At 71.1% G+C, this 16,546-nt stretch carries 17 protein-coding genes; 2 read left to right on the top strand and 15 right to left on the bottom strand.

What is annotated here, in order from left to right:
• Positions 1–20: 20 nt before the first annotated feature.
• The 14 genes from KAK07_RS14475 to KAK07_RS14410 form a co-directional block, all read right to left on the bottom strand.
• Positions 21–1,403: a DUF1329 domain-containing protein gene (locus KAK07_RS14475; RefSeq protein ID WP_247660872.1), complete on the bottom strand. Its 1,383-nt coding sequence runs from the start codon at positions 1,401–1,403 to the stop codon at positions 21–23.
• A gap of 38 nt (positions 1,404–1,441) precedes the next feature.
• Positions 1,442–1,915, bottom strand: a complete 474-nt coding sequence (locus KAK07_RS14470; protein ID WP_210851680.1) for a c-type cytochrome — start codon at positions 1,913–1,915, stop codon at positions 1,442–1,444.
• Between the two features lie 5 nt (positions 1,916–1,920).
• Positions 1,921–2,358: a c-type cytochrome gene (locus KAK07_RS14465; RefSeq protein ID WP_210861514.1), complete on the bottom strand. Its 438-nt coding sequence runs from the start codon at positions 2,356–2,358 to the stop codon at positions 1,921–1,923.
• Complete coding sequence (locus KAK07_RS14460; protein WP_210861512.1) at positions 2,355–2,912, bottom strand: methylamine dehydrogenase light chain; 558 nt, start codon at positions 2,910–2,912, stop codon at positions 2,355–2,357. Before KAK07_RS14460 ends, KAK07_RS14465 begins: the two co-directional genes overlap by 4 nt.
• Before the next feature lie 17 nt (positions 2,913–2,929).
• Positions 2,930–3,526 (bottom strand): methylamine dehydrogenase accessory protein MauD, encoded by a 597-nt coding sequence (mauD, locus tag KAK07_RS14455; protein ID WP_210851677.1) that lies wholly within the window; start codon positions 3,524–3,526, stop codon positions 2,930–2,932.
• A gap of 1 nt (position 3,527) precedes the next feature.
• Positions 3,528–4,061: a MauE/DoxX family redox-associated membrane protein gene (locus KAK07_RS14450; RefSeq protein WP_210851676.1), complete on the bottom strand. Its 534-nt coding sequence runs from the start codon at positions 4,059–4,061 to the stop codon at positions 3,528–3,530.
• Entirely contained in the window at positions 4,054–5,235 is a 1,182-nt protein-coding gene (locus KAK07_RS14445; protein WP_210851675.1) for an amine dehydrogenase large subunit, read from the bottom strand. The genes KAK07_RS14450 and KAK07_RS14445 overlap by 8 nt, the downstream gene beginning before the upstream one ends.
• A 112-nt stretch (positions 5,236–5,347) precedes the next feature.
• Entirely contained in the window at positions 5,348–6,691 is a 1,344-nt protein-coding gene (locus KAK07_RS14440) for an APC family permease (protein ID WP_210851674.1), read from the bottom strand.
• Complete coding sequence (locus KAK07_RS14435; RefSeq protein WP_210851673.1) at positions 6,688–7,362, bottom strand: HAD family hydrolase; 675 nt, start codon at positions 7,360–7,362, stop codon at positions 6,688–6,690. The genes KAK07_RS14440 and KAK07_RS14435 overlap by 4 nt, the downstream gene beginning before the upstream one ends.
• Entirely contained in the window at positions 7,359–8,594 is a 1,236-nt protein-coding gene (locus tag KAK07_RS14430) for a Tm-1-like ATP-binding domain-containing protein (protein ID WP_310740738.1), read from the bottom strand. The genes KAK07_RS14435 and KAK07_RS14430 overlap by 4 nt, the downstream gene beginning before the upstream one ends.
• Entirely contained in the window at positions 8,591–9,952 is a 1,362-nt protein-coding gene (locus KAK07_RS14425) for an aminotransferase class III-fold pyridoxal phosphate-dependent enzyme (RefSeq protein ID WP_210861510.1), read from the bottom strand. The genes KAK07_RS14430 and KAK07_RS14425 overlap by 4 nt, the downstream gene beginning before the upstream one ends.
• An 11-nt stretch (positions 9,953–9,963) precedes the next feature.
• Complete coding sequence (locus tag KAK07_RS14420; protein ID WP_210861508.1) at positions 9,964–11,427, bottom strand: NAD-dependent succinate-semialdehyde dehydrogenase; 1,464 nt, start codon at positions 11,425–11,427, stop codon at positions 9,964–9,966.
• Positions 11,428–11,500: 73 nt separating this feature from the next.
• Entirely contained in the window at positions 11,501–12,952 is a 1,452-nt protein-coding gene (locus KAK07_RS14415) for an amidase (protein ID WP_210861506.1), read from the bottom strand.
• Positions 12,953–12,964: 12 nt separating this feature from the next.
• Positions 12,965–13,954, bottom strand: a complete 990-nt coding sequence (locus KAK07_RS14410; RefSeq protein WP_210851669.1) for a Bug family tripartite tricarboxylate transporter substrate binding protein — start codon at positions 13,952–13,954, stop codon at positions 12,965–12,967.
• A 170-nt stretch (positions 13,955–14,124) separates the two neighbouring features.
• On the opposite strand from KAK07_RS14410, the gene KAK07_RS14405 reads away from it, so the two are divergent.
• Positions 14,125–15,099: a helix-turn-helix domain-containing protein gene (locus tag KAK07_RS14405; RefSeq protein WP_210861504.1), complete on the top strand. Its 975-nt coding sequence runs from the start codon at positions 14,125–14,127 to the stop codon at positions 15,097–15,099.
• A gap of 268 nt (positions 15,100–15,367) precedes the next feature.
• On the top strand, positions 15,368–15,919 hold the full coding sequence (locus tag KAK07_RS14400; RefSeq protein WP_210861502.1) for a hypothetical protein: 552 nt from the start codon (positions 15,368–15,370) through the stop codon (positions 15,917–15,919).
• Between the two features lie 114 nt (positions 15,920–16,033).
• Here the strand turns inward: KAK07_RS14400 and KAK07_RS14395 are convergent.
• Positions 16,034–16,546 (bottom strand): transposase (locus KAK07_RS14395; RefSeq protein ID WP_210861501.1); only part of this gene is annotated, 513 nt, incomplete at its 5' end.

Genomic DNA, 16,546 nt, shown 5'->3' with positions numbered 1-16,546 from the left:
GGGTTCTCCTCGCTGGTGGTTCAGCGGGCGCCGGCGCGGCGCAGTTCGTCGGGGTTGAACTTGTTGGCGTCGATGCGGCCCTCGCGGCCCGCCAGCCAGTCGGTCTTGCCTTCCTGGGGCATGTTGTCGGCCATGTAGCGGCCGACGTTCAGGTCATAGACCGTGTAGCCCTGGTAGACGCAGGCCGGCAGCTCCCACGCGACGTAGGGGTAGCTCTCCTGCACGCGCCAGACCTTGCCCTGGGCGTCGTAGATGTCGGCCGCCACCATCATCCAGCTGTCCTCGTCCAGGTAGATGGTGCGCTTGGGGAACTGGTGGCGCTGGCCGGCCTTGACGGTGGCCTCGATCTTCCAGACGCGGTGCGCCTCATAGCGGATCAGGTCGCGCTTGGGGTACTCGGGGCCGAAGATGTCGGCCAGCTTCTTGCCCTGGTCATTGAAGCGGAAGGTGTTGTAGGGCACCACCAGCTCCTGCTTGCCCACCAGCTTCCAGTCGTAGCGGTCCAGGCGGCCGCCGAACATCGGGTACTGGTCCACCGCCAGCAGGTTCTCGTAGCCCGGCACCGGGTTGTCGTAGCTGAAGGTGGGCGCGCGGCGCACGCGGCGCTGGCCGGGGAAGTACAGCCAGGCGTCGTTGTCCTTGGCCAGGAAGTAGTGCACCAGGATCAGCTCGCCGGTGCGGGCGGCCGGGGCCACCACCTCGTTGAGCAGCTTGTACTCGGCGCCTTCGCCGTCGGGGATGGGCTTGCCGCCCAGGTCACCGCCGGGCGTCACCGTCCACTGGTCCTGCACCAGCGGCACGAACTTGCCGTCGCCGGGCTGCGAGAAGACGGTGGAGTAGCGCTCGATGCGGCCCTCGCCCAGCCAGCGCAGCTTGTAGTTCCACATCGCCTCGGCGCCATTGGCCGGGATCGGGAACGGGATGCCGCCGCTGACGGCCTTCTCCAGGTCGTAGCCGTTGGCGGCCAGCTTGGCGGTGGTGGCGTTCTTGCGGGTGTTGGTGTAGACCGCTTCGGGGTAGCCGCAGGTGCGCCGCGTGGGGTAGACCTCCATGCGGTAGTCCTTCTTGCCCTTGAGCAGGGCCAGTTGGCCGTCGCTGAGCTTGTCCTTGTACTTGTCGGCGTTGCTGGCGTCGATGGTGAACAGCGGCTTGTCCGACGCGTAGGGGTCGGGGCGCGCCTGGCCCGGCTTCCAGCCCGGCGGGGCCTTGGTGTCGCCGCCGGTCCAGGCGGGGATGCTGCCGTCCTTGTTGGCGGCCTTCTCGCCGCCCAGCGGCGTCAGGTCCTTGCCCAGGGCCTGGGCCTGGGCGTCGGTGGCGGCGTGGGTGGCCGGTCCGCCGGCCAGCGCCAGCAGGGCCAGCAAGGCGGCCTGGGCCACGGGGTGGCGCATGCTCGTGGGAATCATCGTGGGGGCTCCTTCTCGTCGTACGGCTGTGGGTTGCTTCATGGCAGGGGCAGGCCCTGGGTGCGGGCCTGGGCCACCAGGCGATCCCGCGTGGCGGCCACGTCCAGCGGTGGGCTGGTGCGGGCGCGGCGGACCTCGTCGGCGGTGTAGGGCTGGTGCTGCGCCGGCACCGAGGGCGCGGCCAGCGTGGCCAGCACCCAGTTCGTGACCTCGGCCACCTGCGCGTCATCCAGGCCCGAGCCCATCACGCCCGGCACCTGGATCAGGAACTGGCGGCCGCCGTCCAGGCGCAGGAAATGGCCGGCGCCGCGCATGTCGGGCACGCGGCCGACCTCGGAGCCGGCGCCGTCACGCCCGTGGCAGCCGGCGCAGTGCACCACGTAGAGGCTGCGCGCGCTGGTGGCGGTGGAGAGGACCTCGGCGTTGCTGCGCGGCGGCGGCATGCGGCCGGTGACCTGGGCCAGCGCCGGGACGGCGCACAGCAGGGCAGCGAACAGAACGGTCGGGCGCATGGCGGTCAGGGCAGCAGCGACTGGCGCTTCAGGCGGGTGGCGGGCGGGCTGCCGGCAGCGGCGCGCGCGGCGGCAAAGTCGGCTGCCGTCAGCGGCGCCGCATCGGCCGCGCCCTGCAGGCCGCGCAGGTGGTTGGCGATCAGCACCAGCTCCTCATCCGGCAACTGGGCGCCGAAGGCCGGCATGCTGCCCACAAAACGCAGCGCGCCCACCTGGATCGGGCCCGACAGGCCGTGCACCAGCACCGTGGGCAGGTAGCTGCGCTCGGCGCCCAGCCGGGCCCAGTGCTCGCCCTTGAGCGGCGGCGCCAGGCCCACCGTGCCCGAGGCATCGGCCTGGTGGCAGGCGGCGCAGTGGCGCTCGAACAGCTTGGCGCCGTCCTCGGCCGCCAGCGCCAGCGCGGGCGCCAGCAGCGCGGCAGACAGCCAGGCACGCAGGATCACGCGGCCCCCACGATGATCGAGGTGGTGCAGTGGAACATCGAGCTGGTGTTGGCCATGCACCAGTTGATGTCGTTGTGCGCGCCGAGGCGGTAGCCCGGGCGCTCGCGCTCGTTGTTGTTGCACAGGCACTCGCCGCAGGCGCCCTTGCCGCAGCAGTCGTTGTAGGACACCAGGTAGTGGCGGCCGTCGGCGGGGTTCAGGCAGGTGCCGACCCAGCTGACCTTGGAGGCCTCGGTGCCCGGCGGGCAGGTGGTCAGCGAGCCGCCGCAGCAGGTGCACAGGTAGCCGTCGAAGGCGCAGTAGCGCCAGTACTCGCACTGCGTCGGGTCTTCCTTGGCGGGGGTCTTCTTGGCCGCTGCCGCCGCGCCGCCATGGCCGGCGGCATGCGCGGTGCCGAACTGGCCGCTGCGGTCGAAGGGCAGCATCGGCAGCACGGCGCCGCCCACCATGGCCACGCCCAGGCGGGTCAGCAGGCTGCGGCGGCCGTGCTGCTGGGCGACGGTGCGCACGCGGCGCTCGGTGGCGCGGTCGATCAGGGAGGTGAACCAGGACATCGTCGGGCTCCCGGGGCTCAGGCGTGGGCCTGGTGGTCGAGGAACTGCTGGATCGTGGGTGTGCCCATCTCCAGCGCGTTGAGCAGGCTGTCGAGCTGCTCGCGGGAATTGACCAGGCCCTTGGCGCGCACGATGCCCTGGTCGTCCAGCAGCACCGCATAGGGCAGGCGCGAGACGCGGTAGCCCATGCCCAGCTCGGGCGAGAGCAGGTAGGGCATGGCCTCCAGGCCCTGCTCACGCACGAAGGCCAGGTGCTGCTCGGGCGTGGCGCCGTCGCTGGCCAGCAGCACCCGCACGCGGGCGCCCTCGTCGCGGTTCAGCGCCTTGAGCACCGGGATCAGCTTCTTGCAGACCGGGCAGGTCGGTGCCAGGAAGAACACCAGCTGCGCGCGGCCCTGCGGCCCGCCGATCTCCACGCTCTCGGACTGCAGCCCGACCAGCGAGTAGTTCGGCGAAGGCGAACCCACCGGCGGACCGGCATCGGTCACCAGCGCGCCCATCGGCGCCACGCGCTCGAACAGCACGCCCACCTGGCGCGACAGCGCCCACAGCATCACGCCCAGGGCCAGCACGGCCAGCCACAGCAGCACCATCGAGATCGTCATCGCGTCCATCTCAGATCCTCCTCATGCGCACACCCACCTGGTGGCGCAGCAGTTCATTGAAAGCGGCGTAGAGCAGCGCAGCCAGCGGCACGCTGGCGGCCACCACCGCGAAGTCCCCCAGGCCCAGCGCGCGCTCGGCGTGCGGCGTGGCGGCGACCCCGGCCAGCAGGGCCAGCGCCGCATTGCGGGCCACCAGCGCCCAGGACACCGGCAGCGGCTCGCCGCCGCAGCCGCAGTCCAGCGCCAGGCCGCGGGCCAGGTGCCAGGCCATCGCGGCGGCATAGGCCAGCAGCAACGCAGCGGCCAGCGCCGCGCCGGCCCCCCGCCAGGGCGACAGCAGCGCCGCGGCGGTGACCAGTTCCAGCGCGGGCAGCGTGCGCAACAGCACGGTGCGCAGCGCATCGGGCAGGTGGTAGGCCGCCAGGTGCTGCTCGAACAGCGCCAGGTCGCCCCACTTGGCCACGGCCGCGTGCGCGAACAGCACGGCCAGCCAGGCGCTGGCGATCCAGCCAGCCAGCGGATCGGCGAGCAGGGCCTCAGTCATGGCTTTCCAGGTGCAGCGAGGCCTCACCTGCCTTGGCGACCTTGGTCATCAGCGTCAGCGCCGGCTTGGCCGGGTTCCACTGCCACACGTTCAGCGCGCCGGTCATGCCGTCCAGCGCCTGCAGCCGCTGGCCGTTGTGCGAGAAGGTCAGCGAGGCGCTGGCGTGGCCGGGCAGGCGCGCGGTGCGCTGGCCGGTGGCGGTGTCGACCACCCACAGCGACTTGGCCGGCATCTTGTGCGTGCCCTCGCTGCCCTTGTCGTGCATGGCCACCACCATCTGGCGGCCGTCGGGCGTGACCGCGAAGGCCTGGTAGCCGCCCGGGCGCCAGCCGGCCTTGGCGGCCGCGGCGTCGACAAAGGACTGCGAGCGCAGCAGCCGGGCCGCCGGACCCGACAGGTCCAGCTCGTTGAGCACGCCCTTGAACGACACATAGAACATGCGCTCGCCCACCACCTCGGCATGGTGGAACCAGGGGTCCTGGTCGGCGTCGAAGAGCTTGTCGCTGGCGGCACGGTCGGTGGCCTGGCCGGCATCGTCCAGCGTGATCGTCACCATCTTGCCGTCGCCGCACAGCGTGGCGAAGCGGTTGCTGTTGCCGATCGGCCAGACGCCCCAGCAGCCCGGCGTGGCGATCTCGCTGGCCACCTTGCGCTGTGCCAGATCGACCACGGTGACCGAGGTGGCCGGCGTGGCGTTCTGGACCAGCACGAAGCGGCCGTTGGTGGTGGCGCGCACCAGGCCGCGGTAGTTCAGCGCCTGGGCGCGGTGCGGCGGCAGCAGCACCTCGTACTTCAGGCCCAGCGTGCCGCTGTCCCACACCTCCAGCACGTCGGCGCGATCGCCCCGGCCGCCGCGGCTGAGGTAGGTGGTGGCCACGTAGACCTCGTCCGAGCGGGCGCTCAGCGCGAAGTTGCCGGCGAAGCCGGTGTTGACCATGCCCAGCAGCTTGCCGTCGCGGGCGCCGAAGACGCGCAGGCGGCCGTCGGTGATGTGGGCGATGGCCACGTCGGCCACGTAGATGCGCTCGCTGGGCGCGCTGGCCAGCGTGGTGCCGGTGAGCGTCTCGGCCGGCAGCTCGGGGGGCGGCGCCTTGGGCGCCGCAGGGGGTTTGGCGGCCTGTGCGGCGCCGGCCACCACGGCCAGCGCGCAGAACCACCTCAGGCGGTGTGTCATCCGTGAACTCCTCGAACGCCAGACCTTGGCGACGGTGTGGTGATGGGGCGCGAGTATGGAAACCGGCGACCGGTGGCGATAGCAAAAATCGGCAAGAAAGACTTGATCCGGGTTAGCCCTCAGCGACCCCCGACGGGGCGAACCAGCGCTGGTGCATGACCATGCCCACCCACAGGGCGCCGATCACCGCGACGAGGCCCAACACCCCCGCCAGCGCACCGAAGATGGGCGCTTCCAGCTCGGGCGCCGGGGCGGCGTGGGCGATCACCCAGCCCAGTCCGGCGATGGCCAGCAGTTGCAGCCATGGCGCCATCGGCGCCTTCCAGGGCCGCGCGGCGGACGGCGCCAGCCGGCGCAGGCGCAGCAGGCTGGCGTGGGCCAGCATGTAGCTGACCAGCCAGGCGCTGGCTGCGGCCACCAGCAGCGGCAGGATGCGGGTGACGTCGCCACCCGACCACAGCAGGCCCACCACCGGCAGCGCCGCCACGAACAGCGTGGCCACCCAGGGCACGCCATGGCGGTTCAGGCGGGTGAAGACCGGGAAGGCCTCGCCCGCGCGGGCCATGTCGCACAGCATGCGCGGCACCGCCGCCAGCACGGTGTTGATCAGGCTGGCGGTGGCGACGATGACCACCGTGGCGAACAGCAGTTTCACGCCCGGCCCGCCGATGGCCAGCGCGACGTCCAGGTGCGGCAGCGGCGCGGTGGCCAGCACCTCGCGCCCCACCAGGCCGGCGGCGCCCAGGCAGTACAGCGCGTTGACCACGGCCACCACGGTCAGGCCGATGAACATCGCGCGCGGCACGTCGCGCTCGGGCCGCGCCGCCAGCGCGGTCATCGGCGTGACGAACTCGGTGCCGATCAGCGAATACATCACCAGCGCCACCACCCCCAGCACGCTGGCATCGGCGCCCATCGCGGCAAAGCCCGCACGCGCCGGCGCCGCCACCGGGCCACCCAGCGCCCAGGCGCCACTGAGCGCCAGGAAGACCAGCATCGCGAAGGTCAGCACCGTCTGCACGCGGGCGAAGACATCGGTGCCGCGCAGGTTCAGCGCCACCAGCACCGCCAGCACGATCGCCGCCCAGCCCAGCGCCGGCAGCGCCTGCGGCAGCACCTGGTCCAGCACCGCGTCCACCAGCAGCAGCTCGGCCGCCGGGCCAAACAGCGCCGGGACGATGTAGCCGGCAAACACCGCGAAGATCGCCGGCAGCGGCCCGAGGCCGGCGCGGATGTAGGCGCTGATGCCTTCGGCGCGCGGCATCATCAGCGCCAGCTCGGCGTAGGTGGCGGAGTTGGCCATCATCAGCGCCCAGCCCAGCGCCATCGCGCCGATGAAGCCCCAGCCGGCGATGCCGGCGGCCTGCAGCAGCGAGACGATGGTGCTCTGCGCAACGATCACGCCGATCGCCACCGCAAAGAGCGGCGCCAGGCCCAGACGGGGGGAGTCGTTCATGCCAGGGCTCCTTCGATCACAGGTTCAGCCAGACCCAGCGCGCGCAGCGCGCGGCGGTAGGACCCGGCGGGGTCGCGCACGTCGAACGCCACCGCGGTCCAGCCGGCGCGCTGGGCGCCGGCGATGTTGCGGTCCTGGTCGTCGACGAACACGCAGTCGGCGGCGGCCAGGCCCAGCGCGTCCTGCACCGCGGCGTAGGCGCGCGCATCGGGCTTGAGGATGCCAGTGTGGGTGGCGTCGACGATCACATCGAACGCCTCCAGCAGCGGCAGCCGGGTGCGAAAGTCGGCGCCGTAGAACAGGTCCAGTTCGTTCGACAGGATGGCCAGCGGACAGCCGGCGTGCTTCGCGGCGGTGATGGCCGCCACCGCCTCGGGGCGGATCACCGCCGCCGGCTCAGCGCCGCGGGCGCGCTGCACGAACTGCTCCATGCGTGTCCAGCGCTCGCCCACCAGCGCGCCCACCTCCTGCGTGCGGGCCAGCCAATAGTCGCGCTCGCCGATCTGGTCGGCCTGCATGGCGCGCCACAGCGCGTCGGTGGACGGATCGAAGGGGCCGCGCCAGCTGAGTGTGCCGGCGGGCAGACCCAACGCGGCTTCGGTCATCGCATGGGTTTCAAAGAGCGTTCGGCTGATCACGCCGCCGAAGTCCAGGATGAGTGCCTTGGTCATGCCACCGCTCTGTGGATCAGGCCGCGTTCCAGCCAGTCGTCGAACACCGCCAGCGCCGCATCGGCAAACGCAGCATCGTTGATGTGGGCCGGCACCTCACGCAGGTCGATGCGGCCGGCGCCGGCGCGCAGCGCGCGCTGGAAGGCGGCCAGGCCCTCGGGGTCGTGCAGCGCCTCGCCGGGCCTGTCCCAGGCCTGCAGACCGGCGGTGGGCAGCAGCACGCAGGCCGGGCCGGTGGCGCCCGCGACACGGTCGATGATCTCGGCGGCGATGCGCTCGCGCAGCGCCGGTGTGGCCACAGTGCTGGCGATCAGGCGGTTGTGCGCATGCGCGGGCGCCGTCTCGTAGCCGGCGGGGGCGCCGGCCCAGGTGGGGAAGTCGATCATGTCGGCGGCGCCGGGGGCGACGATCTGCGGCACGCCGGCGCGGCCGGCGCCGCGCAGCCGGTCGGGGCCGGCGGTGACGCAGGAGCCGCCCACCTGGTTGGCCAGTTCCTGCAGGCTGAAGTCCATCACCGCGGCGAAGCGGCCCTCGGCGGCCAGGGCCTCGAAGGCGCGGCCGCCCATGCCGGTGGTGTGGAACACCGCCACCTCGAAGCCGCGCGCCTCCAGCGCGGGCTTGAGCCGCACCATGTAGGACAGGCAGCTCTTGCCCAGCGAGCTCATGCCCACCAGTGGCCGCTCAGGCCGCGGCGGCTCGGCCACGCGGGCCGCGCCCACCACCGCGCCCGCGGCCTGGCTGAGCGCCGAACGGCACAGGCTGTTCAGGCCATACAGACCGCCGGCCCACAGCACCATCATCAGGTCGGGGGCGATGCGCTCGGGCGGGATCAGGTGCGAGTAGGCCACCGTGGTCAGCACCAGCTTCGGGCAGCCCAGCGGCAGCGCCGCGGCCACGTCCAGCGCCAGGTCGGTGCCCATGGTGCCACCCAGCACCAGCAGGCCCTGGATGCGGCCGGCGCGCTGCAGCTGCGCGGCCAGCCTGGCCGCACCGCGCGCCATCAGCGCCATCGCGCTGTTCTCGTCGCCGCTGTCCAGCACCTGTTGCAGCGTGCAGCCGGCGGCGGCGGCCACCTCGGTGTTGGCGATGGCCGGTGCATAGGGCCCCGGGGCCAGCACGCCCACGTCCATCAGCAGCGGCGTGCCGCCCGTGGCCGTGATGCGCTCGCCCAGGTAGCGCAGCTCGTCGCTCTTGGTGTCGGCGGTGCCGACCAGCAGGATGGTCGGGTTCACAGCGACGCGCCCACCTCGTCGAACGAGGCTTCCAGCACCTCGCAGAGAAAGTCGATCTCCTCGGCGCTGATCGTCAGCGGCGGCGACAGGATCAGGTTGGGCCCGGAGATGCGCACCATCAGGCCACGGCGGTAGGCGGCGCGGGCCACGCGGGCGGGGATGTCGCTGGTCCGCGGCATGGGCGCACGCGTGGCCTGGTCGGTGACCATCTCGATGCCGATCATCAGGCCGATGCCACGCACATCGCCGACGAAGGCGCAGCGCTGCGGCAGCCGGCGCAGCCGCTCCTGAAGGCGCGCGCCCACGCGGGCGGCATTGGCCACCACGTCCAGGCGCGCCAGCTCATCAAAGGTGGCCAGCGCCGCGGCCGCCGCCACCGGGTGCGCGCTGTAGGTGTAGCCGTGGCTGACGGCGCCCAGGCCGGAGGTGTCGCTCAGGAAGGCGTCGGCCACCCTGGCGCCGATGGCCGTGGCGCCCAGCGGCACATAACCCGAGGAGATGCCCTTGGCCAGGCACCAGATGTCCGCGTTGACGCCCCACAGCCGGGTGCCAAAGAGCTCGCCGGTGCGGCCGAAGCCGGTGACCACCTCGTCGGCGATCAGCAGCACGCCGTGGCGGTCGCAGATCTCGCGCACCTTCGGCCAGTAGCTGGCGGGCGGCACGATCACGCCGCCGGCGCCCTGCACCGGCTCGGCGATGAAGGCGGCCACGGTGTCGGGGCCCTGGAAGACGATCTCGCGCTCGAGCAGTTCGGCGCAGATCTCGCTGAGTCGCTCGGGGTCGTCGGTGAAGGGGTTGCGGTACAGCCAGGGCGTGTCGACATGGAAGCAGCCCGGCAGCAGCGGCTCATACGCGCGGCGGAAGTTGCTGTTGCCGTTGACGCTCATGCCACCGAAGTGCACGCCGTGGTAGCCCTGGCGCAGGCTGATGAACTTGCTGCGGTCCTTCTGGCCGCGCAGCTTGTGGAACTGGCGGGCGATCTTCAGCGCGCCCTCCACCGCATCCGAGCCGCCGTTGCTGAACACCACGGCCTGCACGCCCTCGGGCCCCATCATCTCGACCAGGCGCGTGGACAGCTCGATCGCCTTGACATGCGTGGTGCCGCGGAAGGCGTTGTAGAAGGGCAGCGTGTCCATCTGCGCGACGATGGCGTCGCGCACCGCGCGGTTGCTGTGGCCCAGGTTGGCGCTCCACAGGCCGCCCACGCCGTCGAGCATCCTGTGGCCGTCGATGTCCCAGACCCAGCTGCCCTCGCCGCGGGCGATGATGTCGGGCGGGGTGTCGCGCATCGCCTGCGGATGCGCCATCGGGTGCCACAGGTGGCGGCCGTTGTGCTGCTTGAGTTGGTCGATGTCCATCGTCGTGGTGTTCAGTGCGTGGATCCGTCGGGCGTACCGACATAGACGGTCTTCAGGTCGGTGTAGGCCAGCAGGCCCTCGGCGCCCATCTCCTGGCCGTGGCCGCTGTCCTTCCAGCCGCCGAAGGGCATCTCGGGCTGCGAGATGCCGAAGTGGTTGATGCCCACCATGCCGGCCTCGATCTCCTCGGACAGGCGGTGCGCGGTGTGCAGGTGGGCGGTGAAGGCGTAGGCGCCCAGGCCGTAGCGCGAGTCATTCGCCAGCGCGATCGCCTCGTCCAGCGTGTCGAAGCCGGCGATGGTGGCGATCGGGCCGAAGGGCTCGGTGGTGGCCAGGCGGCAGCCGGCGGGCACGTCGGCGATCAGCGTGGGCTCGAAGAACCAGCCCGGGCGCTCGGCGCGCTGGCCGCCGCACAGGCGGCGCGCGCCGTGGTCCAGCGCGTCGTCCACCAGCGTCTGCATCTCGACCACGCGGCGGGCATGGGTCAGCGGCCCCATCTGCGTGGCGGCCTCCAGACCCGGGCCCAGGCGCAGCGCGCGGGCGGCGGCGGCAAAGCGCTCGCTGAATGCGGCCAGCAGCGACGCGTGCACATAGAAGCGGATCGGCGAGGCGCAGATCTGCCCGGCGTTGCGGTACTTGGCGGTGACCGAGGCCTTCACGGCAAAGTCCAGGTCGGCGTCGGCGCAGACGATCACCGGCGCATGCCCGCCCAACTCGGGTGTGTAGCGCTTGACGCCGCGCGCGCACAGCTCGCCCAGGTGCCGCCCCACCGCCACCGAGCCGGTGAACGAGACCTTGCGGATCGCGTCGTGGCCGATCAGGAACGAGGACACCTCGGAGGGCTCGCCACACACCAGGTTCAGCACATCGGGCGGCAGGCCGGCGTCCAGGAAGCACTGCACCAGCGCCATCGCCGTGGCCGGGGTCTCCTCGGCCGGCTTGAGCACCACGCTGCAGCCCGCCGCCAGCGCACTGCCCAGCTTGCGCGCCGGCAGGTTCATCGGGAAGTTCCAGGGCGTGAAGGCCGCCACCGGGCCCACCGGCTGGCGCAATACCGTCTGGCTGAGGAGGCCCGGCACGCGCGGCGGCACGGTGCGGCCGTAGAGGCGCTTGGCCTCCTCGGCCTGGAAGTCGATGATGTCGGCCGACAGCGTGACCTCGCGCAGCGCCTCGGCCAGCGGCTTGCCCTGCTCCAGCGTCAGCACGCGGGCGATGGCCGGCGCGCGTTCGCGCAGCAGATCGGTGGCGCGGCGGATCAGCGTGAAGCGCTCCAGCGCGCTGGTGCGGCGCCAGCTGGCAAAGCCGCGCTGCGCCGACTCGGCGGCTGCGGCCAGCTCGGCGGCGCCGGCCAGCGGCAGGTCGGCCAGCACCGATTCGTCGGCGGGGTTGATGACCGGGCGCTGGCCGCCGCTGGCCTGGGTGATCCAGCGGCCGGCCACGTGCAGGGCCAGGCTCGGGTAGTCGGGTGTGTGCATGACGCCGCCAGTCTGCGGCGCCAGGGGCTGCAGGCGTTATCGAAAAACGCTCACAGCGGGGGCAGGGTGAACCTCAGTTCGGCTCGGGCGGCCGCCGCGCCAGCAGCTCGGGCACCCGCTGCTCGTAGGCCGCCGCCACCTGCAGCAGCAGGGCCTCGCCCTGCGGCGGGCCGATCAGCTGCAGGCCCATCGGCCAGCGCCCGGTGGGGTCGAAGCCGGAGGGCAGGCTGAGCGCCGGCAGGCCGGCGAAGGTGGCGTAGAGCGTGGCCTCCATCCAGCGGTGGTAGGTGTCCATCACCCGCTCGCCGATGCGCTGCGGCCAGCGCCACTCCACCGGGAAGGGCCAGACCTGGGCCACCGGCAGCGCCAGCACCTGGTGGCGCTGCAGCGCGGCCAGCATCTTCTGGGTGAAGGCGCTGCGCGCCTGGCTGGCGGCCATGAAGTCGGCAAACGTCAGGCCGGCCGCCTGGTCGTGTTCCCACAGCGCCTCGGCCTTGATCTGCTCGCGCGCGCCGGGGCGGGCCAGCAGCGGCGTCAGCCGGCTGCCGGTGAGCGCGCGGCGCCACACCAGCCAGGCGCGCCAGACGGCTTCCAGGTCGGTGTCGAGCGCGGCCGTTTCGACCATGGCGCCGCCGTCCTCGAACACCCGCAGCGCCTGCGTGCAGACCTCGGCAATGCCGGGCTCCAGCGCCAGGTGGCCGCCCAGGTTGCCCAGCCAGCCGATGCGCAGGCCACGCAGCGCGTGCGGGCGCACCGGCGCGAAGGCCGGTACCGGGCCGGCGATCGACAGTGGCTGGCGCGGGTCGTGGCCGCTCTGGGTTTGCAGCAGGCGCGCCAGGTCCTCGACGCAGGTGGCCATCGGGCCTTCGGTGCCCAGCTGGTCGACCCAGACATCGGCGACCGGCCAGAACGGCACCCGACCCTGGCTGGGGCGCAGGCCGAAGACATGGTTCCAGCCCGCCGGGTTGCGCAGCGAGCCCATGAAGTCGGAGCCATCGGCCACGCTCAGCAGGCGCAGCGCCAGCGCCACCGCCGCCCCCCCGCTGCTGCCGCCGGCGCTGACCGCCGGGTCCCAGGCATTGCGGGTGGGGCCGAACAGCGCATTGAAGGTGTGCGAGCCCAGGCCCCACTCGGGCATGTTGGTCTTGCCGATGACGATGCAGCCGGCCGACTTCATGCGCGCCGCCATCAGCCCGTCGGTGGGCGCCACCGCATCTTTCAGCAGCGGGCTGCCGAAGGTGGTGGGAAACCCGGCGGCGTTTCCGGTGTCCTTGATCGCCTGCGGCAGGCCATGCATCCAGCCGCGCGAGCGGCCCTCGGCCAGTTCGGCATCGAAGGCGCGGGCCTGGGCCAGCAACTCGTCGTCCGGCGCCAGGTTGACGATCGCGTTGTGCAGCGGGTTGAAGCGGTGGATGCGCGCCAGCGTGGCCTGCATCAGCTCGGTGCAGGACAGCGCCCGCGCATGGATCAGACGCGAGAGCTGGTGCGCGGGCAGATCGGTCGGGTCGCTGGCGTCAGGGCTCAACGGCGGGCAGACTCACTGGGGTTGCAGGTTCACCGATTTCGCGATGGCGGTGTAGCGGGCGATCTCGGCGGTGTAGAAGCGCTGCAGCTCGGCCGGGTTCATCGGCTTGCCGACCACGTTGCCGGTGCCCTCGTAGGCCTTGCGGATGTCCGGATTCTGCAATGCCTGCAGCGCCGCCTTGTTCAGGGCTTCTACCGCTGCGTCGGGCACGCCGCGCGGCACTTCCAGGCCGGCCCAGAGGTCGAATTCGAAGTCGTCCAGCGCCTTGGTGCTGGTCAGCGTGGGCAGGTTGGGGAACAGCGGGTGGGGCGCCTTGGACGCCACGCCGAAGGCCTTGACCTTGCCCTCCTTGATCAGCCCCGGCACCGGGCCCGACAGCGGCATGAAGACGATGTCGATCTGGCCGCCCATCAGGTCGGTGATCAGCGGCGCGGCGCCCTTGTAGGGCACGTGCAGCATCTTCAGGCCGGTCTGCTGCGAGAACTTCTCGGCCACCAGGTGGTAGAGCGAGCCCGGGCCCACGCTGCCAAAGCTCAGCTCCTTGGCGCCGGGCTTCTTTTCCATGGCCACCAGCTCGTCCACGCTGGACGCGGGCAGGTCCTTGCGGGCCAGCATCACCATGGTGGTGGTCACCAGCAGCGCCACCAGGCGCATGTCCTCGGGCTTGAACTTCACCGCCGACAGGCCCAGCGGCGCCAGCACCAGCTCCATCGGCGAGGCCATGGTCAGCGTGTGGCCGTCGGGCGGCGCGGCGATGGCCTTCTGGATGCCCAGCGCACCGCCCACGCCGCCGACGTTCTCGACGATCATCTGCTGGCCCAGCAGCCGCGACAGCTCGGGCTGGATCTGGCGGGCGATGAAGTCGGACGGGCCGCCCGCCGGGTAGGGCACGATCATCGTCATCAGCTTGGACGGGAAGGCGTCGGCCGCGTGGGCGCCCAGGACCGCCGGACCGGCGGTGGCGCCCAGCAGGGCTTGCAGGATCTGGCGGCGGTGCAGCATGGTCGTCTCTCCGTGGGGTGGGTGTGGGCGTGCGGGCGAGCGGGCAAAGGTGGCCGGCAGGCTACGCGCCGCGCAGGCGGGGCGACTATCAGTTTTGCGCAAAAGGGGCCCGGTGTTTGTACCAGGGGCCGCACCGCGGCCGGGGTGCGGCGCGCAGAATCGGCGCCACCATGAGCGCCCTGCCCCGCCCGCCCGGCGACGCCTCGCCGGCCTGGCACCACCTGCTGGAAACCTCCGATCTGGACGAGCTGGCCGAGGGCCAGCCCGACTGGCAGCTGCGCTACCAGCAGCTCAGCGCCGGCAGCTTTCGCGGTGCGGTGCAGCACCTGCAGCTGCCCGGCCTGCGCCTGGTGCGCGAGCAGGTCAGCCAGGCGGTGCACCAGAAAGGCCACCTGGGCCAGGGAAACTATGGCTTCGCGATGATGCCGGCGCTGCAGGGCGAGGCCATCTTCAACGGCCAGCGCCTGGACGCCCAGGCCATCATGGTGGGCCGCAGCGACGACCTGGACCTGCTCAGCCCGGCCGGGTCCACCCTGATCGGCGTGGTGGTCAGCGAGGAGCTGCTGAACCCGCTGTGGGAGCGCATGTACCAGAAGCCGCTGGCGCGCTGGCTGGACAGCCAGATCGTGCTGCGCACCCGCCCCGCCGCCGCCCAGGCCGTGCAGCAGCTGCACCTGGCCACCATGGCCCACCTGGCCGAGCGCGGCACCGACGCCCTGGACGACACCACGCTGAAGCAGGCCCGCGACGCCGTGCTGATCGAATGGATCGAGGCCCTGCCCGCCGCCGTGGACACCACCGAGCTGAAGACCGTGGGCGCCCGCCGCCGTGTGGTGGACCGCGCCTGCGAGCTGATGCTGGGCAACACCGCTGAACCCTTGAGCGTGCTGGAGCTGTGCCGCCAGGTCGGCGCCAGCCGCCGCAAGCTCAACTACTGCTTCCAGGACGTGCTGGGCACCAGCCCGCTGAAGTACCTGCGCCTGGTGCGCCTGAACGGCGCCCGCCGCGAACTCAAGACCGGCCGCGACCGCGGCCTGACCGTGCAGGACGTGGCCAGCCGCTGGGGCTTCTGGCACCTGGGGCAGTTTGCGCTGGACTACAAGAAGCAGTTTGGGGAGCTGCCGTCGGTGACCTTGAGGGGCTGAGGACCGGACGCCGCCCCCCTCGGAAGAAGGATGCCCAGAGGCTGCCGTGGCCCTTGGCAGCCCCCACGCCGCGCTGCAGAATGGTTTGTAACAGGCGCCGGTTTTCGCGCCGAATTTCATACTGGATAAATATCCAGCACATCAGGGAGAAATGACAGATGCGACAGGCACTTGCGACTGCCAGTGGCAGCCATCTTAGGGCGCAGTGGTCCAATAGTGGCGCAGGCTGTTGATCCCCAAAACACGTTAGGCCTCACAGGAGACGCCCTTGGGATCGTTCTATACAAACCACACCGTTCGTGGTCCGTCTCAGGCGCAGCTTCTAGAGTGGCTGCACGATAGACCAGCATTTGTGTCCAAGGTGGAACATGGCCAAGCTGTGGTGCTCGATGCAGAGTGCGAGGAACAAGATGGCGAAGTCTTGGCTGGCTTGGCCTCACAGATCTCAAAGCAGTTCAGCTGCCCCGTATTGGCCGTCTTGAATCACGACGACGACGTCTTGTATTTCGAGCTGTATGAGAATGGGATCAAAACAGACGAGTACAACTCTAGCCCGTCGTTCTTTGACGAGAGCGCAGATACCGATGAGCCGCTGGGTGGAGATGCGGAACGGCTCTGTAGCGTGTTCAACGCCACCGACCCAGAGAAGGTAGAGGCTGCGCTAAGAGGCGATTATGTATTCGCCTTCAAGCGGCATCGGGATCTGGCGCTTGCACTTGGTCTTCCCATCTACTCAGTTGGTCTGGGCTACAACTACGTGAGCGAAGGTGATCTTCCGCCGGATGCGCCTGATGGCGAGTACAAGCACAGTGAGGCCTAACCCCTCGCTCGAACCGACGCCCACCGTCATGGCACTTGGCCCGCTTCCCGGCTTAGGTCATCATCCGTCCAGCGGGCCAAGCGCCATGCCGGTGTGCGCGGCTCAGCTCGAACGTTAGCAACTGTGTTGCGCGTCAAGCCCTGGAGCCCAATCGGAGTGGTGCTTGAGCATGGCGTTCATGATGGTGAGCAACTTGCGCATGCAGGCGGTGAGCGCGACCTTGGCGGGCTTGCCTTGGGCACGCAGGCGCTGATAGAACTCGCGCAGGACTGGGTTGCATCGGATGCCTGCGACCGTGGCCATGTAGAGGATGCGGCGCACCTGTGCGCGGCCACCCCAGATCACGCGCGCGCCGCGGTGAGTACCGCTGTCGCGGTTGAAGGGTGCAAGACCCACGAGTGCGGCGATCTGTCGACGCTTGAGCGAGCCCAGCTCAGGCAGCCAGGCCAGCATGGCAGCACGGGTGAGCGAGCCCACGCCGGGAATCTGCTTGAGCAGGTCGTCCTTGTCACGCCAGGCGCTGGAGGTGCGCAGCGCGTGGGTCAGATCGATGTCCAGGCGGGCGATGCGCTCATCGAGCCAGGCGATGTGCTCGCGCAGGCTGATGCGCTGCAGGCTGGAGGCACG

This window comes from Ideonella alba (assembly GCF_018069875.1).
GTDB lineage: Bacteria > Pseudomonadota > Gammaproteobacteria > Burkholderiales > Burkholderiaceae_C > Ideonella > Ideonella alba.
The sequence above is the reverse complement of the archived record's forward strand: the minus strand, read 5'-3'. Positions and strand labels throughout refer to the sequence as shown.